This window comes from Arthrobacter sp. D1-17 (assembly GCF_054130535.1).
The window spans coordinates 3685295-3702562 of sequence record NZ_CP096382.1 but is presented as its reverse complement, the minus strand read 5'-3'; the positions used below and the strand labels follow the sequence as shown (position 1 = coordinate 3702562).

Annotated in this window: 19 protein-coding genes and 3 tRNA genes; 17 read left to right on the top strand and 5 right to left on the bottom strand. The window is 65.0% G+C overall.

From position 1 onward, the window contains the following. Position 1: 1 nt before the first annotated feature. Positions 2 to 661: a DedA family protein gene (locus M1E01_RS17110; RefSeq protein WP_457972715.1), complete on the bottom strand. Its 660-nt coding sequence runs from the start codon at positions 659 to 661 to the stop codon at positions 2 to 4. A gap of 164 nt (positions 662 to 825) precedes the next feature. On the opposite strand from M1E01_RS17110, the gene M1E01_RS17105 reads away from it, so the two are divergent. The 3 genes from M1E01_RS17105 to M1E01_RS17095 are packed head-to-tail and all read left to right on the top strand — an operon-like array spanning position 826 to position 4074. Then, on the top strand, positions 826 to 2010 hold the full coding sequence (locus M1E01_RS17105; protein WP_457972714.1) for a LolA family protein: 1185 nt from the start codon (positions 826 to 828) through the stop codon (positions 2008 to 2010). Further along, entirely contained in the window at positions 2007 to 3128 is a 1122-nt protein-coding gene (locus tag M1E01_RS17100) for an ABC transporter ATP-binding protein (protein WP_457972713.1), read from the top strand. The genes M1E01_RS17105 and M1E01_RS17100 overlap by 4 nt, the downstream gene beginning before the upstream one ends. Positions 3129 to 3165: 37 nt before the next feature. Beyond that, positions 3166 to 4074 (top strand): ABC transporter permease, encoded by a 909-nt coding sequence (locus M1E01_RS17095; RefSeq protein ID WP_457972712.1) that lies wholly within the window; start codon positions 3166 to 3168, stop codon positions 4072 to 4074. An 18-nt stretch (positions 4075 to 4092) separates the two neighbouring features. On the opposite strand, the gene M1E01_RS17090 is transcribed toward M1E01_RS17095, so the two are convergent. The 3 genes from M1E01_RS17090 to M1E01_RS17080 are packed head-to-tail and all read right to left on the bottom strand — an operon-like array spanning position 4093 to position 6505. Then, entirely contained in the window at positions 4093 to 5013 is a 921-nt protein-coding gene (locus M1E01_RS17090) for a cation diffusion facilitator family transporter (RefSeq protein WP_457972711.1), read from the bottom strand. A gap of 10 nt (positions 5014 to 5023) precedes the next feature. Beyond that, positions 5024 to 5452, bottom strand: a complete 429-nt coding sequence (locus tag M1E01_RS17085; protein ID WP_457972710.1) for a metallopeptidase family protein — start codon at positions 5450 to 5452, stop codon at positions 5024 to 5026. Between the two features lie 9 nt (positions 5453 to 5461). Beyond that, a complete protein-coding gene (locus M1E01_RS17080; protein ID WP_457972709.1) occupies positions 5462 to 6505 on the bottom strand; it encodes a DMT family transporter in 1044 nt (347 codons plus the stop codon). Between the two features lie 240 nt (positions 6506 to 6745). Here M1E01_RS17080 and M1E01_RS17075 point away from each other — a divergent pair. The 9 genes from M1E01_RS17075 (at position 6746) to M1E01_RS17035 (ending at position 10514) form a co-directional block, all read left to right on the top strand. Then, positions 6746 to 6818: transfer RNA gene (locus M1E01_RS17075), tRNA-Glu, on the top strand. Positions 6819 to 6912: 94 nt separating this feature from the next. Beyond that, positions 6913 to 6986, top strand: a tRNA-Asp gene (locus M1E01_RS17070). Between the two features lie 48 nt (positions 6987 to 7034). Further along, positions 7035 to 7110: transfer RNA gene (locus tag M1E01_RS17065), tRNA-Phe, on the top strand. Positions 7111 to 7665: 555 nt separating this feature from the next. Next, positions 7666 to 8124, top strand: a complete 459-nt coding sequence (locus M1E01_RS17060) for a hypothetical protein (protein ID WP_457972708.1) — start codon at positions 7666 to 7668, stop codon at positions 8122 to 8124. A gap of 120 nt (positions 8125 to 8244) precedes the next feature. Continuing rightward, entirely contained in the window at positions 8245 to 8697 is a 453-nt protein-coding gene (locus M1E01_RS17055; RefSeq protein WP_457972707.1) for an Asp23/Gls24 family envelope stress response protein, read from the top strand. After that, positions 8694 to 8885 carry a hypothetical protein gene (locus M1E01_RS17050; protein WP_457972706.1) on the top strand — a complete coding sequence of 64 codons (192 nt, stop codon included), beginning with the start codon at positions 8694 to 8696 and terminating at the stop codon, positions 8883 to 8885. The genes M1E01_RS17055 and M1E01_RS17050 overlap by 4 nt, the downstream gene beginning before the upstream one ends. Further along, positions 8882 to 9262 (top strand): hypothetical protein, encoded by a 381-nt coding sequence (locus M1E01_RS17045; protein WP_457972705.1) that lies wholly within the window; start codon positions 8882 to 8884, stop codon positions 9260 to 9262. The genes M1E01_RS17050 and M1E01_RS17045 overlap by 4 nt, the downstream gene beginning before the upstream one ends. Next, positions 9259 to 9906, top strand: coding sequence for a hypothetical protein (locus M1E01_RS17040; RefSeq protein WP_457972704.1), 648 nt, complete (start codon positions 9259 to 9261; stop codon positions 9904 to 9906). Before M1E01_RS17045 ends, M1E01_RS17040 begins: the two co-directional genes overlap by 4 nt. Then, positions 9903 to 10514: a hypothetical protein gene (locus M1E01_RS17035; RefSeq protein ID WP_457972703.1), complete on the top strand. Its 612-nt coding sequence runs from the start codon at positions 9903 to 9905 to the stop codon at positions 10512 to 10514. The genes M1E01_RS17040 and M1E01_RS17035 overlap by 4 nt, the downstream gene beginning before the upstream one ends. Before the next feature lie 4 nt (positions 10515 to 10518). Here the strand turns inward: M1E01_RS17035 and M1E01_RS17030 are convergent, their stop codons facing one another. Further along, entirely contained in the window at positions 10519 to 12480 is a 1962-nt protein-coding gene (locus tag M1E01_RS17030) for a glycoside hydrolase family 13 protein (RefSeq protein WP_457972702.1), read from the bottom strand. Positions 12481 to 12608: 128 nt separating this feature from the next. Between M1E01_RS17030 and M1E01_RS17025 the strand changes: the two genes are divergently transcribed. The 5 genes from M1E01_RS17025 to M1E01_RS17005 all read left to right on the top strand — a co-directional run bounded on the left by M1E01_RS17025 (position 12609) and on the right by M1E01_RS17005 (position 17235). Beyond that, complete coding sequence (locus M1E01_RS17025; RefSeq protein WP_457972701.1) at positions 12609 to 13898, top strand: ABC transporter substrate-binding protein; 1290 nt, start codon at positions 12609 to 12611, stop codon at positions 13896 to 13898. A gap of 7 nt (positions 13899 to 13905) precedes the next feature. After that, complete coding sequence (locus tag M1E01_RS17020) at positions 13906 to 14943, top strand: carbohydrate ABC transporter permease (RefSeq protein ID WP_457972700.1); 1038 nt, start codon at positions 13906 to 13908, stop codon at positions 14941 to 14943. Then, on the top strand, positions 14940 to 15827 hold the full coding sequence (locus M1E01_RS17015; RefSeq protein WP_457972699.1) for a carbohydrate ABC transporter permease: 888 nt from the start codon (positions 14940 to 14942) through the stop codon (positions 15825 to 15827). The genes M1E01_RS17020 and M1E01_RS17015 overlap by 4 nt, the downstream gene beginning before the upstream one ends. After that, positions 15827 to 16090: a hypothetical protein gene (locus M1E01_RS17010; RefSeq protein WP_457972698.1), complete on the top strand. Its 264-nt coding sequence runs from the start codon at positions 15827 to 15829 to the stop codon at positions 16088 to 16090. The genes M1E01_RS17015 and M1E01_RS17010 overlap by 1 nt, the downstream gene beginning before the upstream one ends. A gap of 80 nt (positions 16091 to 16170) precedes the next feature. Further along, positions 16171 to 17235 carry a LacI family DNA-binding transcriptional regulator gene (locus M1E01_RS17005; RefSeq protein ID WP_457972697.1) on the top strand — a complete coding sequence of 355 codons (1065 nt, stop codon included), beginning with the start codon at positions 16171 to 16173 and terminating at the stop codon, positions 17233 to 17235. Positions 17236 to 17268: the final 33 nt, after the last annotated feature.

The following is a 17268-nucleotide window of genomic DNA, read 5'->3' as shown; positions in this document are numbered from 1 at the left end:
GCTACTGCTTCTGCCCGGCCGTCCTCTTGCGCCGGACGTACCGCACCACGAGCCAGGCAACGAAAAGCCCGAGCCCGGCGTACACCGCGTAATTGAGGTAGCGCGAATACTGCTCCACCATCGTGTACTGCCTTCCGAGCAGGGCGCCGAGGCTTAGCAGTGCCCCGTTCCAGATGCCGCTTCCGGCGATGGTGAAGAGGCTGAACGTGCCCAGGTGCATGCGTTGCGCCCCGGCGGGCAGCGAGATGAGGCTGCGCACGCCCGGAAGCAGGCGGCCAAAGAAGATGGCGGACTTACCGTGGCGCCGGAACCAGTCGTTGGCGGATTCAAAGTCGCTGCGGTCCACGAGCGGCAGTTTGGAGAGCAGTCGGATCGAGCGCTCGAGCCCCACTTTTGCTCCGAGGAAGTAGAGGGCAAGAGCTCCCAGATACGCCCCGAGCGTGCTCGTGACGAAGACGAGGCCGAGGTTCATGGTTCCTTGCCGGGTCAGGAAACCGGCGAGGGGCAGAATGACCTCACTGGGGATCGGGGGAAACACCGTCTCGGCCAGGGTGAACAGCCCGACGCCCCATTCGCCCAGTGCCTCGATGGACCGGGCTGCAAATCCGACGATTCCCGTCATTTCATCCGCAGGACTGGAGGGGGCCGTAAGGGTAGGCATGTGCTCGGGCTCCTGAAACTGAATCAATGCGTCCCGTCCAGTCTCGCCTAGTAAGTTCACTCAGGAAAGACGGGGAGCGTTTGCGGGGCGATTTTGGGGGCTGTCAGGAGCAGGGGCGAGGCGTACGCTGAGGGTATAACCCGCGACGTCGGAGGAGAGCCGAGATGACCTCCCAGTGGCTGCGGTGGATCCCCGCCGCAGCAGTCCCTGCTGCGATCGCTGCCGGATTCCTGGCAGGATCCGTTCCAGCCAGCGCCCGGGACCCTCTGCCGGAGAAGACGCCCGCGCAGGTCCTCGCCATGATTGCACAGCACTCCACGAAGTCGCTGTCCGGAACGCTGGAACAGACCTCCGAACTGGGCCTGCCCGACGTTCCGCAGATTGGTCCGAGCTCCGGCGCGGGAGCAGGCTCGGCGGTTGAACTGTTGACAGGGCCGCACACCGCACGGGTCTTCGTCGACGGGCCCGCCAAGGTCCGGATCCAGGTCTTGGACCGGCTCGCCGAACGCGATGCGGTGCGCAACGGGAACGAAGTCTGGCTGTACAACTCCAGGGACAACACGGCCACCCATGTGACGCTTCCGGATTCGCTCACGAAGCCGGACACGCTCAGGAAGAAGGGGGACGCCAGCACGCCGCCTGCCTCCCGGGTGCCGGGATCCCTGTCCACACCGGAGGAACTGGCAGCACGGGTGCTTGCGAAGATCGATGCCTCCACCGAAGTGACGGTGGGTGATGACGTGGAGGTTGCCGGCCGGGCCGCGTACAACCTGAAGGTGGCCCCACGGTCACAGGGAACGCTGGTGGAGTCCGTGGCCATTGCTGTAGACGGGGAAAAAGGCCTTCCCCTCAGTGTTGAGGTGCGGGCCTCCGGACAGGCCGAGCCCGCCTTCCGTACCGCTTTCACCAGCCTGACCCTGGAGACACCCGACGCGGGACTCTTCAGCTTCACTCCGCCGCCGGGTGCCACCATTAGGGAACGGGTGCTTCCCCCGCACCGCCACGGCGCACTGCCGCCTGACGCCGGAGTCCCGGGCAGGCATCATGCAGGGGACGGCAAGGCAGCGGCCGCAGAGAAGACGTCGTGGCGGGTGACCGGCTCGGGCTGGGAGTCCATCATGGAACTCCCGGCGCGGAACATCTCGCCTGATGCAGCTGCTCCTGGTGCCGGAGTTCCTTCCATTGACACTCTGTTGGCGGATCCGCTGCTGCGGCAGGCAACAGTCACCGTTACCGGCGGCCGGGCGATCTCGACATCTCTGCTTACTGTCCTGTTCACCGACGACGGCCGCGTCTTTGCCGGATCAGTTCCCCTCGAGCGGCTCCAGGCAGCCGCCGCCGCGAGGTGACGTCCCCTGGCAGCGGTCCGGGGCGCGCAGCTTTCGGGGCCGGAGCCTCCGGGCTCGCCATTGAGACCCGGGGGCTGACCAAGCGCTTCGGCCACCAGCTCGCCGTCAACAGCATCAATCTGGCCGTACCCAGGGGCTCCGTCTTCGGCTTCCTGGGTCCCAATGGTTCGGGGAAAACAACCACCATCCGGATGATGCTGGGCCTGGCAGCGGCCACGGCCGGGACAGTCAGCGTGCTCGGGCTGGAAATGCCCCGGCGGCTGGATGACGTGCTGCCACGGGTCGGCGCCCTGGTGGAGGGCCCAGCTTTCTATCCGTACCTGTCCGGCGCGGCCAACCTCAGCCGGTTTGATGCCGCGGACCGTCACGCGGTTCCCCGTACACGCCGTGCCCGCGTCGCGGAAGCACTTGAGCGGGTGGGGCTCTCACATGCTGCGAAGAAGAAGGTCCGGGCCTACTCGCTGGGAATGAAGCAGCGGCTGGGCATCGCCAATGCCCTGCTCTCCGACAGGGAACTGCTGGTGCTGGACGAACCGACCAATGGGCTGGACCCGCAGGGCACCCGAGAGGTCCGCAGCCTTGTGCGGTCCCTGGCGGCGGACGGGGCCACCGTCTTCGTGTCAAGCCACCTGCTCGCCGAAGTTGAACAGATCTGCACCCACGCGGCGGTCATGAGCGTTGGCCGCCTCGTAGCCCAAGGGACGTTGTCCGAGCTCCGCCAGGCCGGCACAGCTCAACTGCGGCTGCTGACTCCCGATGCCGGCCTGGCATCGGAGGTGCTGGCCAGACTGGGCATGACTCCGGTTCCGGATCATCGTGACGGGCAGGGTGCGGTCATCACGGCAGTGCTTCCCGAGGCGGGGCCGCTGGAAGATCCGGCGCTGTTAGATGACCCGGCGGTATGGGAAGACCCGGCGGTGCTGTCGAAAACTGCAGGACGGACCGGGGCGGGACCAACAGCAGGCGGGCAGCTCATGGCAGGGGTAACCGCTCCGGAGACGATCGTTGCTGCCCTGGTGGCTGGCGGCGTGCGCGTCCGCGGCTTCACCGTGGAGAGGGGAAGCCTGGAGGACCGTTTTGTAGCGCTGACGGGGGAGGGTTTCGATGTCGCACAGTGAACCTCACAGTGGACCGCACAGTGAACGGCCTGGTCGTATGACGCACAGTCCGAGGGGACACAGTGAGAGGGCACGCAGTGAGGACTTGGGGACCCGGGAAGCGCCACCCACGGCTGGTGCGGCCCGCCCGGCGTCGAGCTCTGCACTGTTTGCTTCGGAACTGAAGCTGCTGTTCCGGCGGCGCAGGACGCAGGCGCTGCTGTTGGCGCTGGCGGCTATTCCGGTGCTGATCGCCGTCGTCGTCCGCATGTCCTCTGCGGTACCACCGGGTCGCGGGCCTGCCTTCCTGGACCGCATCACGCAGAACGGTCTGTTCGTGGGAGTCACGGCGCTGATCGTCGCCGTGCCGCTGTTCCTGCCGCTGACCATAGGAGTGGTGGCCGGGGATACCATTGCCGGGGAAGCCGGCCACGGCACTCTCCGGTACCTGCTCGTTGCCCCCGCCGGCCGTGTGCGGCTGCTCGTGGTGAAGTATGTGGGAGCCGCGGCTTTCTGCGTTGCCGCGCCGCTGTCGGTTGCGCTCGCGGGGGCCGGCATCGGGGCAGCGCTGTTCCCTGTGGGACCGGTTCCGCTGCTGTCCGGAGACGTGGTCGAGCCGGGTGAAGCGCTGGGCCGGATGCTGCTGATCGGTGCCTACCAGACGGTTTCGCTGCTGGGTCTGGCGGCGATCGGGCTGTTTCTGTCCACGCTCACGGACGTCCCCGTGGGGGCTATGGCCGCAACGATTGTCCTGTCCGTCGCCTCCCAGGTGCTGGACCAACTGCCGCAGCTGGAATGGCTGCATCCCTGGCTTTTCAGCCATTACTGGTTCGGTTTCGCGGATCTGCTGCGCCAGCCGATTGGATGGGAATCGTTCAGCAGCAACGCCATGCTGCAGGCGGGATACATCGCAGTATTTGGCGCTTTGGCCTACGGCAGGTTCGTCAGCAAGGACGTGCTGTCCTAGCGTGGACCTGCTCTCTCACTACGCGTGCTGGTGCGATTCGTGCTCGGCGTGGCTGGCTGGTTCCAGCTGGAAGGTGCAGTGGGCCGTGTCGAAGTGGGCGCCGAGGCAGTTGGTGAGCCTATCCAGAACCTGGTCCGCTCCCCGGGCGCTGAGGGCCTCGTCCTCCACCACCACATGTGCCGAGAAGACGGGAACGCCCGAGGTGATGGTCCAGATGTGGATGTCGTGGACGGCCACTACTCCGGCCACGGAGAGAATGTGGTCCCGGATGATCTGCACCTGCACGCCCTTGGGCGTCGCCTCCAGCAGGACATCCACCACGTCGCGCAGCAGGTGCCAGGCGCGCGGCAGGATCATGACGGCAATGAGCATGGAGGCTATCGCGTCAGCGGTATTGAACCCGGTGAACAGAATCACCACAGCTGCGGCGATGACCGCGACCGACCCCACAAGGTCGCCCAGAACTTCGAGGTAGGCTCCCCGTACATTCAGGCTTTCCTTCTGGCCGCGGCGCAAAATCAGGAGGGACACCAGGTTGGCCGCGGCGCCGACGAAGGCCGCGTAGAGCATGATACCGGTCTGGATCTCGGGGGCCGACCCGATCCGGCGGATCGCCTCGATGAAAACCACCACGGCAATCACCACGAGGATCAGGGCATTGGCCAGGGCCGCCAGGACTTCGGCGCGCTGATAGCCGTAGGTTCGCGCATCGCTCGCCGGCCGGGAGGCAATCCATGCCGCCACCAGGGCGATGAAGACCCCGGCGGCGTCCGAGAGCATGTGCCCGGCATCGGCCAGCAGTGCCAGCGAGCCTGACAGGGCTGCCCCTGCCGCCTGGACCAGGACCACGCCCAGGGTGATCGCCAGCACGGCGATCAACCGGCGGCGGTGCTTGCCTGTGGCTGTTGGGGCCAGGGCAGGGCTGTGGTCGTGTCCCATGCCTACAAGGCTAGTCCCAACCGAGTTCGTGGAGCCTGTCGTCGTCGATACCGAAATGGTGGGCGATTTCGTGCACCACCGTGACGGCGACTTCCTCCACCACGTCCTCGCGGGAGGAACAGATGTCCAGAATGGGCTGGCGGTAGATGGTGATGCGGTCCGGGAGGGAGCCTGCGTCCCACCAGGAGTCCCGCTCTGTCAGGGGCACGCCCTCATAAAGCCCCAGGAGCACGGTGTCGGGGTCTTCTCCGGGCCGGGGCGTGTAGTCGTCCTCGATGAAAACCGCCACGTTGTCCATTGTCCGTGCGATGTCAGCAGGAATCAGGTCCAGGGCGTCGCTGACTGCTGCCTCGAAATCGTTCTCGGACATCTCAAAACCGGAGGAGTCGCCAGATCCGTCAGGAACGATGGGAAGTCCAGGCGGCAGGTTAGCGGGCATATCAAAACTCTAGCGGGAGCGGCGCCTTGCCTGGCGCCTTGTAAGCCCCACACCCGCCAGGCAGATGGCCCCGCCTACGAGGCCCCAGACCGTCGGTATTTCGCCGAGCACGAACCAGGAGATCACCACTGTGGTCGCGGGCACCAGGTAGGTCGTGGCGGCCAGCTTTCCAGCGTCGATCAGGGAAAGGGCGTACGCCCAGGTGGTGAACGCTATCGCGGTGGGAAAGATGCCGAGGTAGACCAGGCCCGCCGTGGCCGGCAGCGGAGCCGCCTGCAGCTCCGCCACCAGCTGGCCGCTGAACGGCAGGCAGCACAGGAGCCCCACCATGACGCCGTACCAGGTTGCCTGCCCTGCCGGGTACTTCCGCAGCACCGGCTTCTGGATGATCACGCTGACGGCGGCAAGCGCAGCCGCCAGGAGGCACAGCAGCACGCCGCCCACATCCGCCGTCGACCGCTGGCCGGAGCCCAGCGCGATCACGGCGACGCCGCTGAACGCCACCAGGCTGCCGATGATGAGCCAGCGCGGGAATCCCTCCTTGAGCAGCACACCCGCCAGGACCGCGACCAAAATCGGGTTGACGTTGATCAGCAGTGCGGCGGTTCCGGCGTCGAGCACATGTTCTGCAGCGTTCAGGGCGATGTTGTAGCCGCCGAACCACATAACTCCATAAGCGATGATGGGCCACCAATCCCGTCCTCGCGGCATTCTGCTGAGCTTGGGCAGCACCACAGCGCCAAGAACGGCGGCGGCAATCACCAACCGCCCCAGCGTCAGGGGGCCGGGCGAAAAACTGGGGCCGACAGCGCGGATGCCGACGAAGGCAGAGGCCCACAGCACCACTGTGGTGAGGACGGCTGCGACCCCCAGGTTGCTGATGCGCGCACGGGGTTGCTTTGTGCCGGAATGCTTTGTGCCGAATTGCTCTGTGCCCGGTTGCGTTGTGGTCGGTTCCGTTGAGCCCGGGGGCGTTGTGGCTGTATGAGGGGCACTTGGCCGCCCGGAGGGATCGGCAGGCGGGGGAGGGCTGGTGCCGGGGTTGGTTGCCATGGTGTTCAATCTAGTCCTGCGCCCCATCCCGGTGCTGGCGGAAATCGGTCAAGGCTGCGCGGGAAACTGCCAACTTGTGGCAGTTCGCTATGGCGTTCCGGGGCGGTGTTCGCGCCGATTTTGGAAATTCATGGGAGAGGCCCTATAGTTTTAGAGGTCCAGTTCGGAGCAACTGCGAAGGACAAGAACGAAAGGCTTCGGCCCTTTATTTTTGCCCTGAGTCAGCCGGATTGAGTTCAGGCCCCCATCGTCTAGCGGCCTAGGACACCGCCCTTTCACGGCGGCGGCACGGGTTCGAATCCCGTTGGGGGTACGCAAGGAAGTGGTCAAGCCGGACCGAAAAGTCTGGTAGGCTGGAGTCCTTGAAAAATTGCAGTAGAGATACTGCGATCAGCAAGAAAAAGCAAGGCCCTGTAGCGCAGTTGGTTAGCGCGCCGCCCTGTCACGGCGGAGGTCGCGGGTTCAAGTCCCGTCAGGGTCGCTCTGATTGCCGGAAAAAATTCCGGCTGTCATGGTGACGTGTCACCTAGGCTCTGTAGCTCAGTTGGTAGAGCGTTCGACTGAAAATCGAAAGGTCACCGGATCGACGCCGGTCGGAGCCACCACTGGGAAGCATCAGTTCTTCGGAACTGGTGCTTTTCTTCTTTAAACCCCCTATTCCCGCCCGTCATGCATGTGCCTGGAATAGGTCGGGCCTGGCATGGCCCCGGGCTGAACCTTCGGGCTGAACCTCCGGGCTTAAACTTCCGGTCGGGCGGCGGGATCCAGGCCAGACAGACTTTCATGGTGTTCGAGGGCAACTCGGGCGCAAAGCGCGGCGACTACCGCTGCAAGAACGAAGACCCTGGCTACCGCCAGGGCGACTGAATGGCGAGACGCCCGAAGAGGTCAATAGGAGCGGACCGCCTCTTAAAACCCACCACCGGCCGGCGGCCAGGCCGTCTGATGAAGCTCCCTCTCCAGCCAGTGAAGTGCCCCCGCGCAGAACTCCCCGTTAGGCGCCCCTGTGAAGTGGGTGTGCTTCATTCCACCGCTGCTGTCAATGTGGAAAGCAGGCGTCGGCCATGGCTAGACTCGCACGCCGGGGGATACAGCCGGCGCCGGAGCCGGCGGAGTCAAGGCCGCTGCCGGCGGCCGAGCCAACCAAGGAAATGTGAACTGTGAAGAATCTTGCCCGTACGCTGACCGTCACCGCACTTGCCGCCGGAGCGGCGCTCACCGCCTGTTCTGCCCCCACAACCGGCGGCGCTCAACCGTCAACCTCCAGCAGTTCCCGGCCGGTCACCAGCCCCGGCGCGGAACCGGCCGATAGCACACCGACGGGTCCCTTCGGAGGGTTTGCGTCAGCGGCGGAGGCATGTGCGGCCATCTCGGAACAGGCAACCGGCGCGTCACTGCTGCCGATGGCCGCGGCGCAGGGCAAGACCGCGGAACTCGAGCAGAAGAAGGCGCAGCTTAGCCAGACGGCGCAGCTCGTTCCGGAGGCGCTTAAGGCCGACTTCACCAAGCTCCATGAGGTGGCCGTGGCGGGACTCAGCGATCAGTCCGTCTATTCCAGCGGCAAGTTCCAGCAAGCCATGGCTCCGGTGAACCAGTGGCTGGCCAGCAACTGCGGCTAGCAGCTGCGGGCGTCCGGCGCCAGCGGTTACGGACGTTGGCCCGGCGAATCGGCCCCGCTTCACTCCTGACGTTGTCGGGGCTAGGGGATAGGGTTGTGATCAACAGAAGGGGAGCGCCTGATGGAATACCAGAATCCGGACCCTGCCGTCATCGGCACGCAGCCGGCCCTGCGCGGGACCGGCGGCGGGCGGACAGTCATCTCGGAAACAGCGGTCGCCAAGGTGGCCGGCATAGCAGCGCGAGCCGTCCCCGGTGTCTACTCCCTGGGCACCGGTTCATCCAGGGCGCTGGGAGCCATCCGTGACGCCGTCGGAAGTTCGGACCACGCGGCTGGGGTCCATGCGGAGGTGGGCGAGACGCAGGTCGCCGTCGACATCACCCTCGTCGCAACGTACGGGACTCCGCTGCACTCCTTGGCCAACCAGGTGCGCGCCGCCGTCTACTCGGCGGTTGAGAAGCTGGTGGGCCTTCAGGTCATCGAGGTCAACGTCGAAATCAACGACGTCTATATTGCACCGCCGGTGAAGCCTGCGGGGCAGGCGGCAGCTTCTGAGAGGGAGGCGATCCTGTGAGCCTGACGGTAGTGGGAACAGCACTGGGGGCCTTTGTGGCGTTCATGTCGCTGCAGTTCGGCTTGTGGGGCTTCCTGATTTCCCTCCTTTTCATGGGGATAGGTGCCCTGCTGGGCCGCGCGGCAGAAGGGAAACTGGACCTGCGCAGCGTCATGGATGCCCTGAGCGGCCGGCGCTCGTCGTCATGACCCTGAACGCCGACACAACCCCGGTCCGGCTCTACAGCGGACACAACCGGATAAGTACCCAGGCGCTGACGAGCCTCGCGAAAGCCGCAGCCGGGGATGCGCTGGGCATTCCGCCGCACGATGTCCGGGCCGACTGGTCGGACGACGGCGGCCTGCTGGCTTTATCCCTCGTCACACCGATCAAGATCCCGGCCCTGACGGGCGTCGTGCGGGACCCCGGCCGGATCGCTGCCTTCGGCGGCTCTATCTGGGAGCGTGCGGTTGCGGCCAAAGAGGAGATCCTCACGAGGGTCACAGAGCTCAGCGGCGCCCGCCTGAGCAGGGTGGACATCCGGGTCAGCGGCGCGCACGTCACGGAAAGGGGGCGCGTGCGGTGAGCTCCGTCATCGAACGCGAGAACCCGGCCGAGGGCCACCAGAGGGACGCCGGCCCCGTCGGCCGCGACGGGCCCGTTGATATGGACAGGATTCTGCACCGGGAAACACACTCCTCACGGGCTACCGCAGCCTGCATCGCAGCCGTCCTTGTCATCCTCCTGTCCCTCTACGCCCTGCTGGAAGCGGCAGTCCGGTCCATCGGCCAGCCGCCCTGGCTCATTGATCCCCAGACCGCGGCCGAGCGGATCGTCGCGTTGCCTCACGGCATGCCGCCTTTGCTGCTCGGCGTGACAGGCGCCGTGGTTGCCGCGGCCGGCCTGTTCTTTTTTCTCAGCGCCATACTTCCCGGACGCAGGGCAAAGCATCTGCTCAACGTAACCCGCGTAGCTGTCGTGGTGGACGACGAGGTCATAGCGTCCGCACTCGCCCGACGGGCACGGCTGGCTGCCAACGTCACCCCCGAGCAGGTGATGGTGGTGGTTTCCCAGCGCCAGGCGATAGTCAATGTCCGCCCCACATCCGGGGTTCCGGTGAGCGAAAACGCAGTCCGTGAAGCCGTGGAGGACGAACTCCGCTCCATGTCACCGGTCCCGCTGCCCGTTGTCCGCGTCAACCTGGCTGAGACGGGGGTGATCGGGGCATGAACAGCACTCCCCGGATGCTGAACAGGGTTCTCATTGGAATCCTCGGACTCGCCCTCCTGGCCGCCGGCATCCTTCTCATGCTGCTGGCCACAGTTCCTGCCGTCGGAGCCTGGTGGCAGGCATGGTCAGGCGGCGTCTGGACCAGCGCCAGCCAGCTGCTCGGGGCCACGAGGTTCCCGGGCCGCCAGGAAAGCTGGCTCTGGATCGTCCTGGCCCTTGTCCTCATCCTGCTGATTGGACTGATGGTGGCTTGGATCGCCCAGCAGGGTAAGGGGCGCTCGGACCTTCTGCTGGCCGCCGAGGATCCCGGCGGAGTGCCCGGTGACGTGCGTATTGGCAGCGGAGTGGCTGAACAGGCCCTCAAGGAGGCCTTCGCTGAACGCCCCGATCTAGCTGGCACGTCTGTCGCTACATTCGACATCCACGGTGAACCCGCGCTCAGGATCCGGCTTCACCCGCGCCCCGGAGTGGCCCCGCACCTCCTCGTGGAGGACGCTGCCGCCCTGGTTTCGGCGTTGGACAAGGTTGTGGGCCGCGAGACACCGGTACTGGTGCACGTAGCGGCCGGGGCGCGCACCCGCTTCAGCAGAGCGGAGCGCGTCCGCTGACTGCCTAGCCGGCCACCAGATAGGCCGCACTGTTCGGGGCGATGACTTCCATGCGTGTACCTGCGGTCCCGTCGCCGCCCGCTCCTCTTGCAGCGGCGCCGGCGGGTGCCGCGGCATCCGATGAAGGCGCACCGTCGCTCGAAAGAATCACACGGTAGCCGTCCGGAATAGGCGCTGGCTCGGATCCCGTATTGGCTACCACGAGGACATCCCGGTTCTGGAAGGCCAGGACACCCCGTTCGGGATCATGCGCATTTGCCCAGCAGAACGTTCCGGAGCCCAGTCCGTGGCTCTTCCGCAGCAACAGCGTGGACCGGTACAGCTCGAGCGTGGAACCCTGGACCCCGTCCTGCAGGTCCGCGGCGAGTTCGCCGAACGACGCCGGCTGGGGCAGCCAAGGATCGGCTGGCCGGCGGCGGCCAGCACCGCCGTCGGCCGTTGTGTACGCCTCAGCGAAACCGTACCCCGGCTCACTGGACACCCACGGCAGCGGGACGCGGCAGCCGTCCCGGCCACGCTCAACCCCGTTCGTACGAAAAAAAGCGGGGTCCTGGCGGGCACCCGCGGGCACAGAGGTGTGTTCCGGGAGACCCAGTTCCTCACCCTGGTAAAGGTAGGCGGAGCCGGGCAAGGCGAGGGACACCAGCGTGGCCGCCCGGGCGCGGGCCAGGCCCAGTGCCGCATCCGGCTGCTCGTCCTCTGCGGCAATGCCCTTGGGGAACGTGGTGGGGTCGGAGAGTCCGAAGCGCGTGGCATGGCGCACGGTGTCATGGTTGCTCAGCACCCAGGTGGTGGGCGCCCCCACCGAGGCTGATGCCTCAAGCGAGTCCTCGATGGCCACTGCCATGCGTCCTGCATCCCAGCCGGCCAGCAGGAAGTCGAAGTTGAAGGCCTGCTGCATCTCGTCCTTGCGGATATACCGTGCCAGGCGTTCCGCCGGTTCCACCCAGGCCTCGGCCACGAGCATCCGGTCACCGTCATACTCGGCCAGCACCCGGTTCCAGTCCCGGTAGATCTCGTGGACGCCGTCCTGGTCAAAGAATGGCGACGGCGGGTACAGCGGCGACACCGGCTCGTGGCCGAAGTCCTGCTCCGCGACAGCTATGGTGCCGGCAGCGTCCTCTGCCCCTGCACTTCCGGCCGCGATACTGGCGCGATGGGCGGTGTGCGGCTCCGCTGATTCTGAATGAGCCCCGGGTGCGTCCGGAAGGTGGCGAACCTCTGCCGTGCCTTCCACCATGGCTGCTGCGCCGTCCCAGTCGGGCAGCCCGGCCTCCTTAACCATGCCGTGCGCCACGTCCACCCGAAAGCCGTCCACTCCGCGGTTCAGCCAGAAGCGGAGCACGGAGCTCATTTCCTCCCACACCTCGGGGTTCTCCCAGTTAAGGTCCGGTTGCTTGGTGTCAAAGAGGTGCAGGTACCACTCGCCGGGGGTTCCGTCCGCATTGGTGATGCGCGTCCAGGCCGGGCCGCCAAAAATGGAATTCCAGTTGTTGGGGGCGAGATTTCCGTCCCCTGAGCCGGGAACCTCGTCCTTCCCGGGCCTGAACATGTATCGTTCCCTGGCTGCTGAGCCCGGTTCCGAGGCCAAGGCCTCCTGGAACCACGCATGCTCGTCCGACGTGTGGTTTGGGACCAGGTCCACGATGACTTTCATCCCCAGGCCGTGAGCCTTCTGCAGCATCTCGTCAAAGTCAGCCAGAGTGCCGAACATCGGGTCGACCTGCCGGTAGTCGGCTACGTCGTATCCTGCGTCCGCCTGCGGCGACTTGTAGAACGGCGACAGCCAGACGGCGTCGACGCCGAGTTCCTTCAGGTAGCGCAACCGGCCGGTAACCCCGCGCAGGTCGCCCATGCCATCCCCGTTCGCGTCAGCGAAGGAGCGGGGATAAATCTGGTAGACGACGGCGTCTGCCCACCACGTTCCTATTTCGGACCCGGGCGTGGAAATCGGGGTGTGGGTCATGGTTGCCTCTCCGGTAACAATTATGTGTAAACGCTTGCATTTCTATCGGCAACGTTACTAGTGTGACTGTCACCACAACAACCGCACCAACGACTTTTTCTTGTCACTCAGCGAGGAGTCTCCTGCCAATGAAAACGCGCAAGTTCTTACTGCCGGCAGCCACTGCCGGCGTTCTCGCCCTGACGCTCTCCGCCTGTGGCGGCGGTGGCGGGGGCGGCGGCACCACCGCCGGTGGCGGTGACGCAGCCAACGGTCTCGACGGCCGCGGTCCCATCACCTACGTGCAGGGCAAGGACAACAGCAACGTGGTCCGACCGCTAATCGAAAAGTGGAACGCCGCACACCCGGATGAGAAGGTCACCTTCAAGGAGCAGACCGACCAGGCCGACCAGCAGCACGACGACCTGGTGCAGCACTTCCAGGCCAAGGACCCCAACTATGACGTGGCGAGCGTGGATGTTGTCTGGACTGCGGAATTTGCTGCAAAGGGTTGGCTGCAGCCGCTGAAGGACAAGATGGCGCTGGATACCTCCGCAATGCTGAAGCCCACGGTTGACAGCGCATCCTACAAGGACACGCTATATGCAGCGCCCGTATCCTCCGACGGAGGCATGCTGTACTACCGCAAGGACCTGGTGCCCACCCCGCCCAAAACCTGGGACGAGATGATGCAGATGTGCTCCATCGCCAAGGAGAACAGGATCGGCTGCTTCTCCGGACAGTACAAGCAGTACGAAGGCCTCACGGTCAACGCCTCTGAGGCGATCAACTCCGCGGGCGGCTCCGTGCTGGATAAGGACGGCAAGCCGAACCTGAACACCCCGGAGGCCAAGGAAGGCCTAAACAACCTCGTCGAAGCCTTCAAGAATGGCAACATTCCTAAGGAAGCCATCACTTACCAGGAAGAGGAAAGCCGCCGGGCCTTCCAGTCCGGCAACCTGCTCTTCCACCGCAACTGGCCGTACGTGTACAACCTGGCCACGACCGAAGGCTCGTCCAAGGTAAAGGACAAGCTGGGCTTGGCCCCGCTTCCGGGCAAGGACGGCCCGGGTGCATCTTCCCTGGGCGGTCACAGCGCGGCCATCAGCGTGTACTCCAAGAACAAGGCCACCGCCCTTGACTTCGTGAAGTTCCTGGTCGAAGAAGAACAGCAGAAGTTCTTCGCCACCCAGGGTTCCCTCGCTCCGGTGCTGACTGCTCTCTATGACGACGCTGAACTCGTGAAGAAGCTTCCGTACCTGCCGGTCCTGAAGACCTCCATCGAGAACGCCGTGCCGCGTCCGGTCACCCCGTTCTACCCGGCTGTAACCAAAGCCATCCAGGACAACGCTTACGCTGCGCTGAAGGGCGAGAAGCCGGTGGACACGGCGTTGTCTGACATGCAAAAGTCCATCGAAGCCGCCGGTGCAGGATCGTAGTCCAGCCATGGCAACTGAAGTAGGCCCGACGCCGGTCAAGTCACCGGCGTCGGGCGGTACCCCGATCCACCACGGGCCCAAGGGCGTGGGTGAGGACAACAAGATCCTCAGCCAGGGTAAATGGGCCGCCTGGCTCCTGGCCCCCACCATCATCGCGCTGGCCGTGGTGATCGTTTACCCGATCATCAGCGCCATTGTGATGTCCTTCCAGAAGGACGCCGGGCTCGACCCCGCCACCGGGCTGTTCACGGCCGGCGGCCCGGCCGGCATCCAGAACTATGTGAACTGGATCGCGCAGCAGTGCGCCGCCCCTGCCGGCGGAACCGTCGCCTGCCCGCCGGGAACTTTGGGATCCCAGTTCTGGTCAGCTACGCAGACCACCTTCATCTTCACCATCATCACGGTGACCCTGGAGACTATTCTTGGCTTCTGGATGGCCATGATCATGGCCCGCTCCTTTAAGGGCCGGAGCCTTGTCCGCGCCGCTGTGCTCGTGCCGTGGGCCATCCCCACCGCCGTGACGGCCCAGCTGTGGCTGTTCATCTTCGATTTCCAGGGCATTGCCAACAAGCTGTTCAACGCCTCCATCCTCTGGACCGGAAGCGAGTGGCCGGCCAAGTGGGCTGTCATCATCGCGGACACCTGGAAGACCACACCGTTTATGGCGCTGCTGATCCTGGCAGGCCTGCAGATGATCCCTGCCGAAGTGTATGAGGCGGCGAAAGTTGACGGAGCCTCGGCCTGGCAGCGGTTCCGCATGATTACCCTGCCGCTGGTAAAGCCGGCGCTGATGGTGGCCATCCTCTTCCGCACGCTGGATGCACTGCGCATGTTCGACCTGCCGTACATCCTTACGGGCGGTGCGAACAACACCACCACGCTGTCCATCCTCGTCATTAACCAGATCAGGCAAGGGTTCAATTCAGCCGCGGCGCTGTCCACCATCACCTTCATCATCATCTTTTTGGTCGCTTTCATCTTTGTCCGCTTCCTTGGGGCGAATGTGGTGGAACAAAGCGGCGCCACCGGTAAGGGGAAGAAATGAGCACCGGAACAGCCCTCCGGGCACAACAGGACAAAGGCCGCCGCATGGCCCAGAACAAGGAGAAGTGGGCGCAGGGCCGCACGTACATCAGCGCGGCCGTGATCCTCATCTGGTGCCTGGCGCCCGCCTACTGGATGGTCGTCGTGGCGTTCCGCGAGGTCGGCTTCACGTACGACACATCCTTCTTCCCGACGCACGTCACGCTGGACAACTTCATAACCGCATTCGACACGTCCTTCGGCAACAGGTTCGGCCAGGCACTGCTGAACAGCATTTTCATCGGCGTCGTGGTGACCGCCATCTCGCTGCTGATCGGTGTTTTCGCGGCCTACGCCTTGGCGCGGTTGAATTTCCGTGGCAAGTTCCTGGTGCTGGGCTTCATTCTGGGGGCGTCCATGTTCCCGGGCGTCGCACTGATCACCCCGCTGTTCCAGCTCTTCACCAACATCGGCTGGATGGGCACCTACCAGGCGCTGATCATTCCGAACATTTCGTTCGTCCTGCCGCTGACCGTCTACACGATGACGTCATTCTTCCGCGAAATGCCGTGGGAGCTGGAAGAGTCGGCACGTGTCGACGGCTGCACCCAGGGCCAGGCGTTCCGGAAGGTCATCATGCCGCTGGCGGCTCCGGCCATCTTCACCACGGCCATCCTGGCATTCATCTCCTCGTGGAATGAGTTCCTCATCGCCAGCCAGCTCTCCAGCGATGCCACCCAGCCTGTGACCGTGGCCATCGCAAACTTTGCCGGCGCCCAGCCCCAGCAGATCCCCTACACGGCGATCATGGCGGCCGGCACCATCGTCACCATTCCGCTGGTGATCCTGGTGCTCGTGTTCCAGCGCAAGATCGTCGCCGGCCTTACGGCGGGTGCAGTCAAGTGATGCGTGGGGCAGCACCGCAGCGCAAGGAGCAGGCAACCGGGTCCGGCGACAAACGGGTCAGGTCCGGCGAGGACTTCGACATCATCATCGGATTCCTGGGTTTCTGGGCTGTGGTGCTGCTCGTCGTTACCGTCTGGATGGAGCTGACAGCCCAGCCTGCCTTGGGCTGGGCACTGGGCCTGCTCGCCATCCTGCTGGCACTGTACGGGATGATCAGGCTCCGCCGGCGCCTTCCTGCGCCCACTGCCACCCGGCGGCGCTGAATCTCCTGGTCAGACTAAAATGATTTCTTGCCGCCGGGAGAAAGACATGGCGGAAATCTTCGGGGCTGTGAGGGGGAACCGTGGCGCGCACAACTGACCGGGCCCAGCGCGGCGGCCACTCGGGTGTAAGCATCGAGGATGTGGCTGCCGCCGCAGGGGTATCCACTGCCACAGTGTCCCGTGCCGTCCGGGGTCTCCCCCGGGTGTCGCCTGCCACCCGCGAAAAGATCCTCGAAGTTGCCGGCGCCTTGGGCTACGTTGCATCATCCTCCGCGTCCGGTCTGGCGACCGGCCGGACCAAGACCATTGGGGTGCTCGCGCCATTCGTCAGCCGCTGGTTCTTCTCGAAAGCCATCGAAGGGGCCGACCGCGAACTTCACGCGCGGCAGTACAACCTGTCCCTGTTCAACCTGGGGGGCCACGGCAGCCATCGCGAGCGGCTGTTCAGCAAGACCATGGTCTACAAGCAGATCGATGCACTCCTGGTGCTATGTATGGCGCTGTCCCATGAGGAGCTTGACCATCTGCAGAAAATCGACATCCCTTTGGTGGTGGTGGGCGGGCACGTCGAGGAATGCGCCTACATCGGCATAGACGACTATGCCGCCGCGTCCACAGCGGTGAAGCACTTGATCGGCCTGGGGCACCGTGATATCGCCCTGCTCCACGGCGACGATGAGACCGACCTGAATTTTGATGTCCCGCGTGTCCGGATCCTGGCGTTCCAGGATGTGATGACGGCGGCAGGGCTGGAAGTCCGCCCTGAATGGGACGAGTGGGGAGACTTCACCGTACGCAGCGGCCAGGAGGCTTTCCGGCGGCTCTGGGGGCAGTCCGGGCCGAAGCCCACCGCCATTTTCTGTGCCTCTGACGAGATGGCCATGGGCGTGATCTTCGAAGCCAACAGGCTGGGCGTCAGAGTCCCCGAGGACCTCTCTGTCATTGGCATCGATGACCACGACTTCTCAGACGCCGTCGGCCTCACCACGGTTGGCCAGCGGCCCGATGAGCAGGCCGAGCTGGGCACCAAGATGCTTCTCGACGAACTCCTCGGCATCACGGGCTCCGTGCGCTCCGCCGTCGCACCCCACCAGCTGATCGTCAGGCACACAACGGCGCCGCCCCGTCCCGGGGCCGGCCGCTGACGGGCAACCGTCTGTTCTGAACGGCGGGGGCCG

What these genes read in the sequence shown, in the direction of transcription:
- M1E01_RS17110 (WP_457972715.1), bottom strand. Translation starts at nt 661, where the DNA reads ATGCCTACCCTTACGGCCCCCTCCAGTCCTGCGGATGAAATGACGGGA.
- M1E01_RS17105 (WP_457972714.1), top strand. Translation starts at nt 826, where the DNA reads ATGACCTCCCAGTGGCTGCGGTGGATCCCCGCCGCAGCAGTCCCTGCT.
- M1E01_RS17095 (WP_457972712.1), top strand. Translation starts at nt 3,166, where the DNA reads ATGACGCACAGTCCGAGGGGACACAGTGAGAGGGCACGCAGTGAGGAC.
- M1E01_RS17090 (WP_457972711.1), bottom strand. Translation starts at nt 5,013, where the DNA reads ATGGGACACGACCACAGCCCTGCCCTGGCCCCAACAGCCACAGGCAAG.
- M1E01_RS17085 (WP_457972710.1), bottom strand. Translation starts at nt 5,452, where the DNA reads ATGCCCGCTAACCTGCCGCCTGGACTTCCCATCGTTCCTGACGGATCT.
- M1E01_RS17080 (WP_457972709.1), bottom strand. Translation starts at nt 6,505, where the DNA reads ATGGCAACCAACCCCGGCACCAGCCCTCCCCCGCCTGCCGATCCCTCC.
- M1E01_RS17055 (WP_457972707.1), top strand. Translation starts at nt 8,245, where the DNA reads ATGGAATACCAGAATCCGGACCCTGCCGTCATCGGCACGCAGCCGGCC.
- M1E01_RS17045 (WP_457972705.1), top strand. Translation starts at nt 8,882, where the DNA reads ATGACCCTGAACGCCGACACAACCCCGGTCCGGCTCTACAGCGGACAC.
- M1E01_RS17035 (WP_457972703.1), top strand. Translation starts at nt 9,903, where the DNA reads ATGAACAGCACTCCCCGGATGCTGAACAGGGTTCTCATTGGAATCCTC.
- M1E01_RS17030 (WP_457972702.1), bottom strand. Translation starts at nt 12,480, where the DNA reads ATGACCCACACCCCGATTTCCACGCCCGGGTCCGAAATAGGAACGTGG.
- M1E01_RS17025 (WP_457972701.1), top strand. Translation starts at nt 12,609, where the DNA reads ATGAAAACGCGCAAGTTCTTACTGCCGGCAGCCACTGCCGGCGTTCTC.
- M1E01_RS17020 (WP_457972700.1), top strand. Translation starts at nt 13,906, where the DNA reads ATGGCAACTGAAGTAGGCCCGACGCCGGTCAAGTCACCGGCGTCGGGC.
- M1E01_RS17015 (WP_457972699.1), top strand. Translation starts at nt 14,940, where the DNA reads ATGAGCACCGGAACAGCCCTCCGGGCACAACAGGACAAAGGCCGCCGC.
- M1E01_RS17010 (WP_457972698.1), top strand. Translation starts at nt 15,827, where the DNA reads ATGCGTGGGGCAGCACCGCAGCGCAAGGAGCAGGCAACCGGGTCCGGC.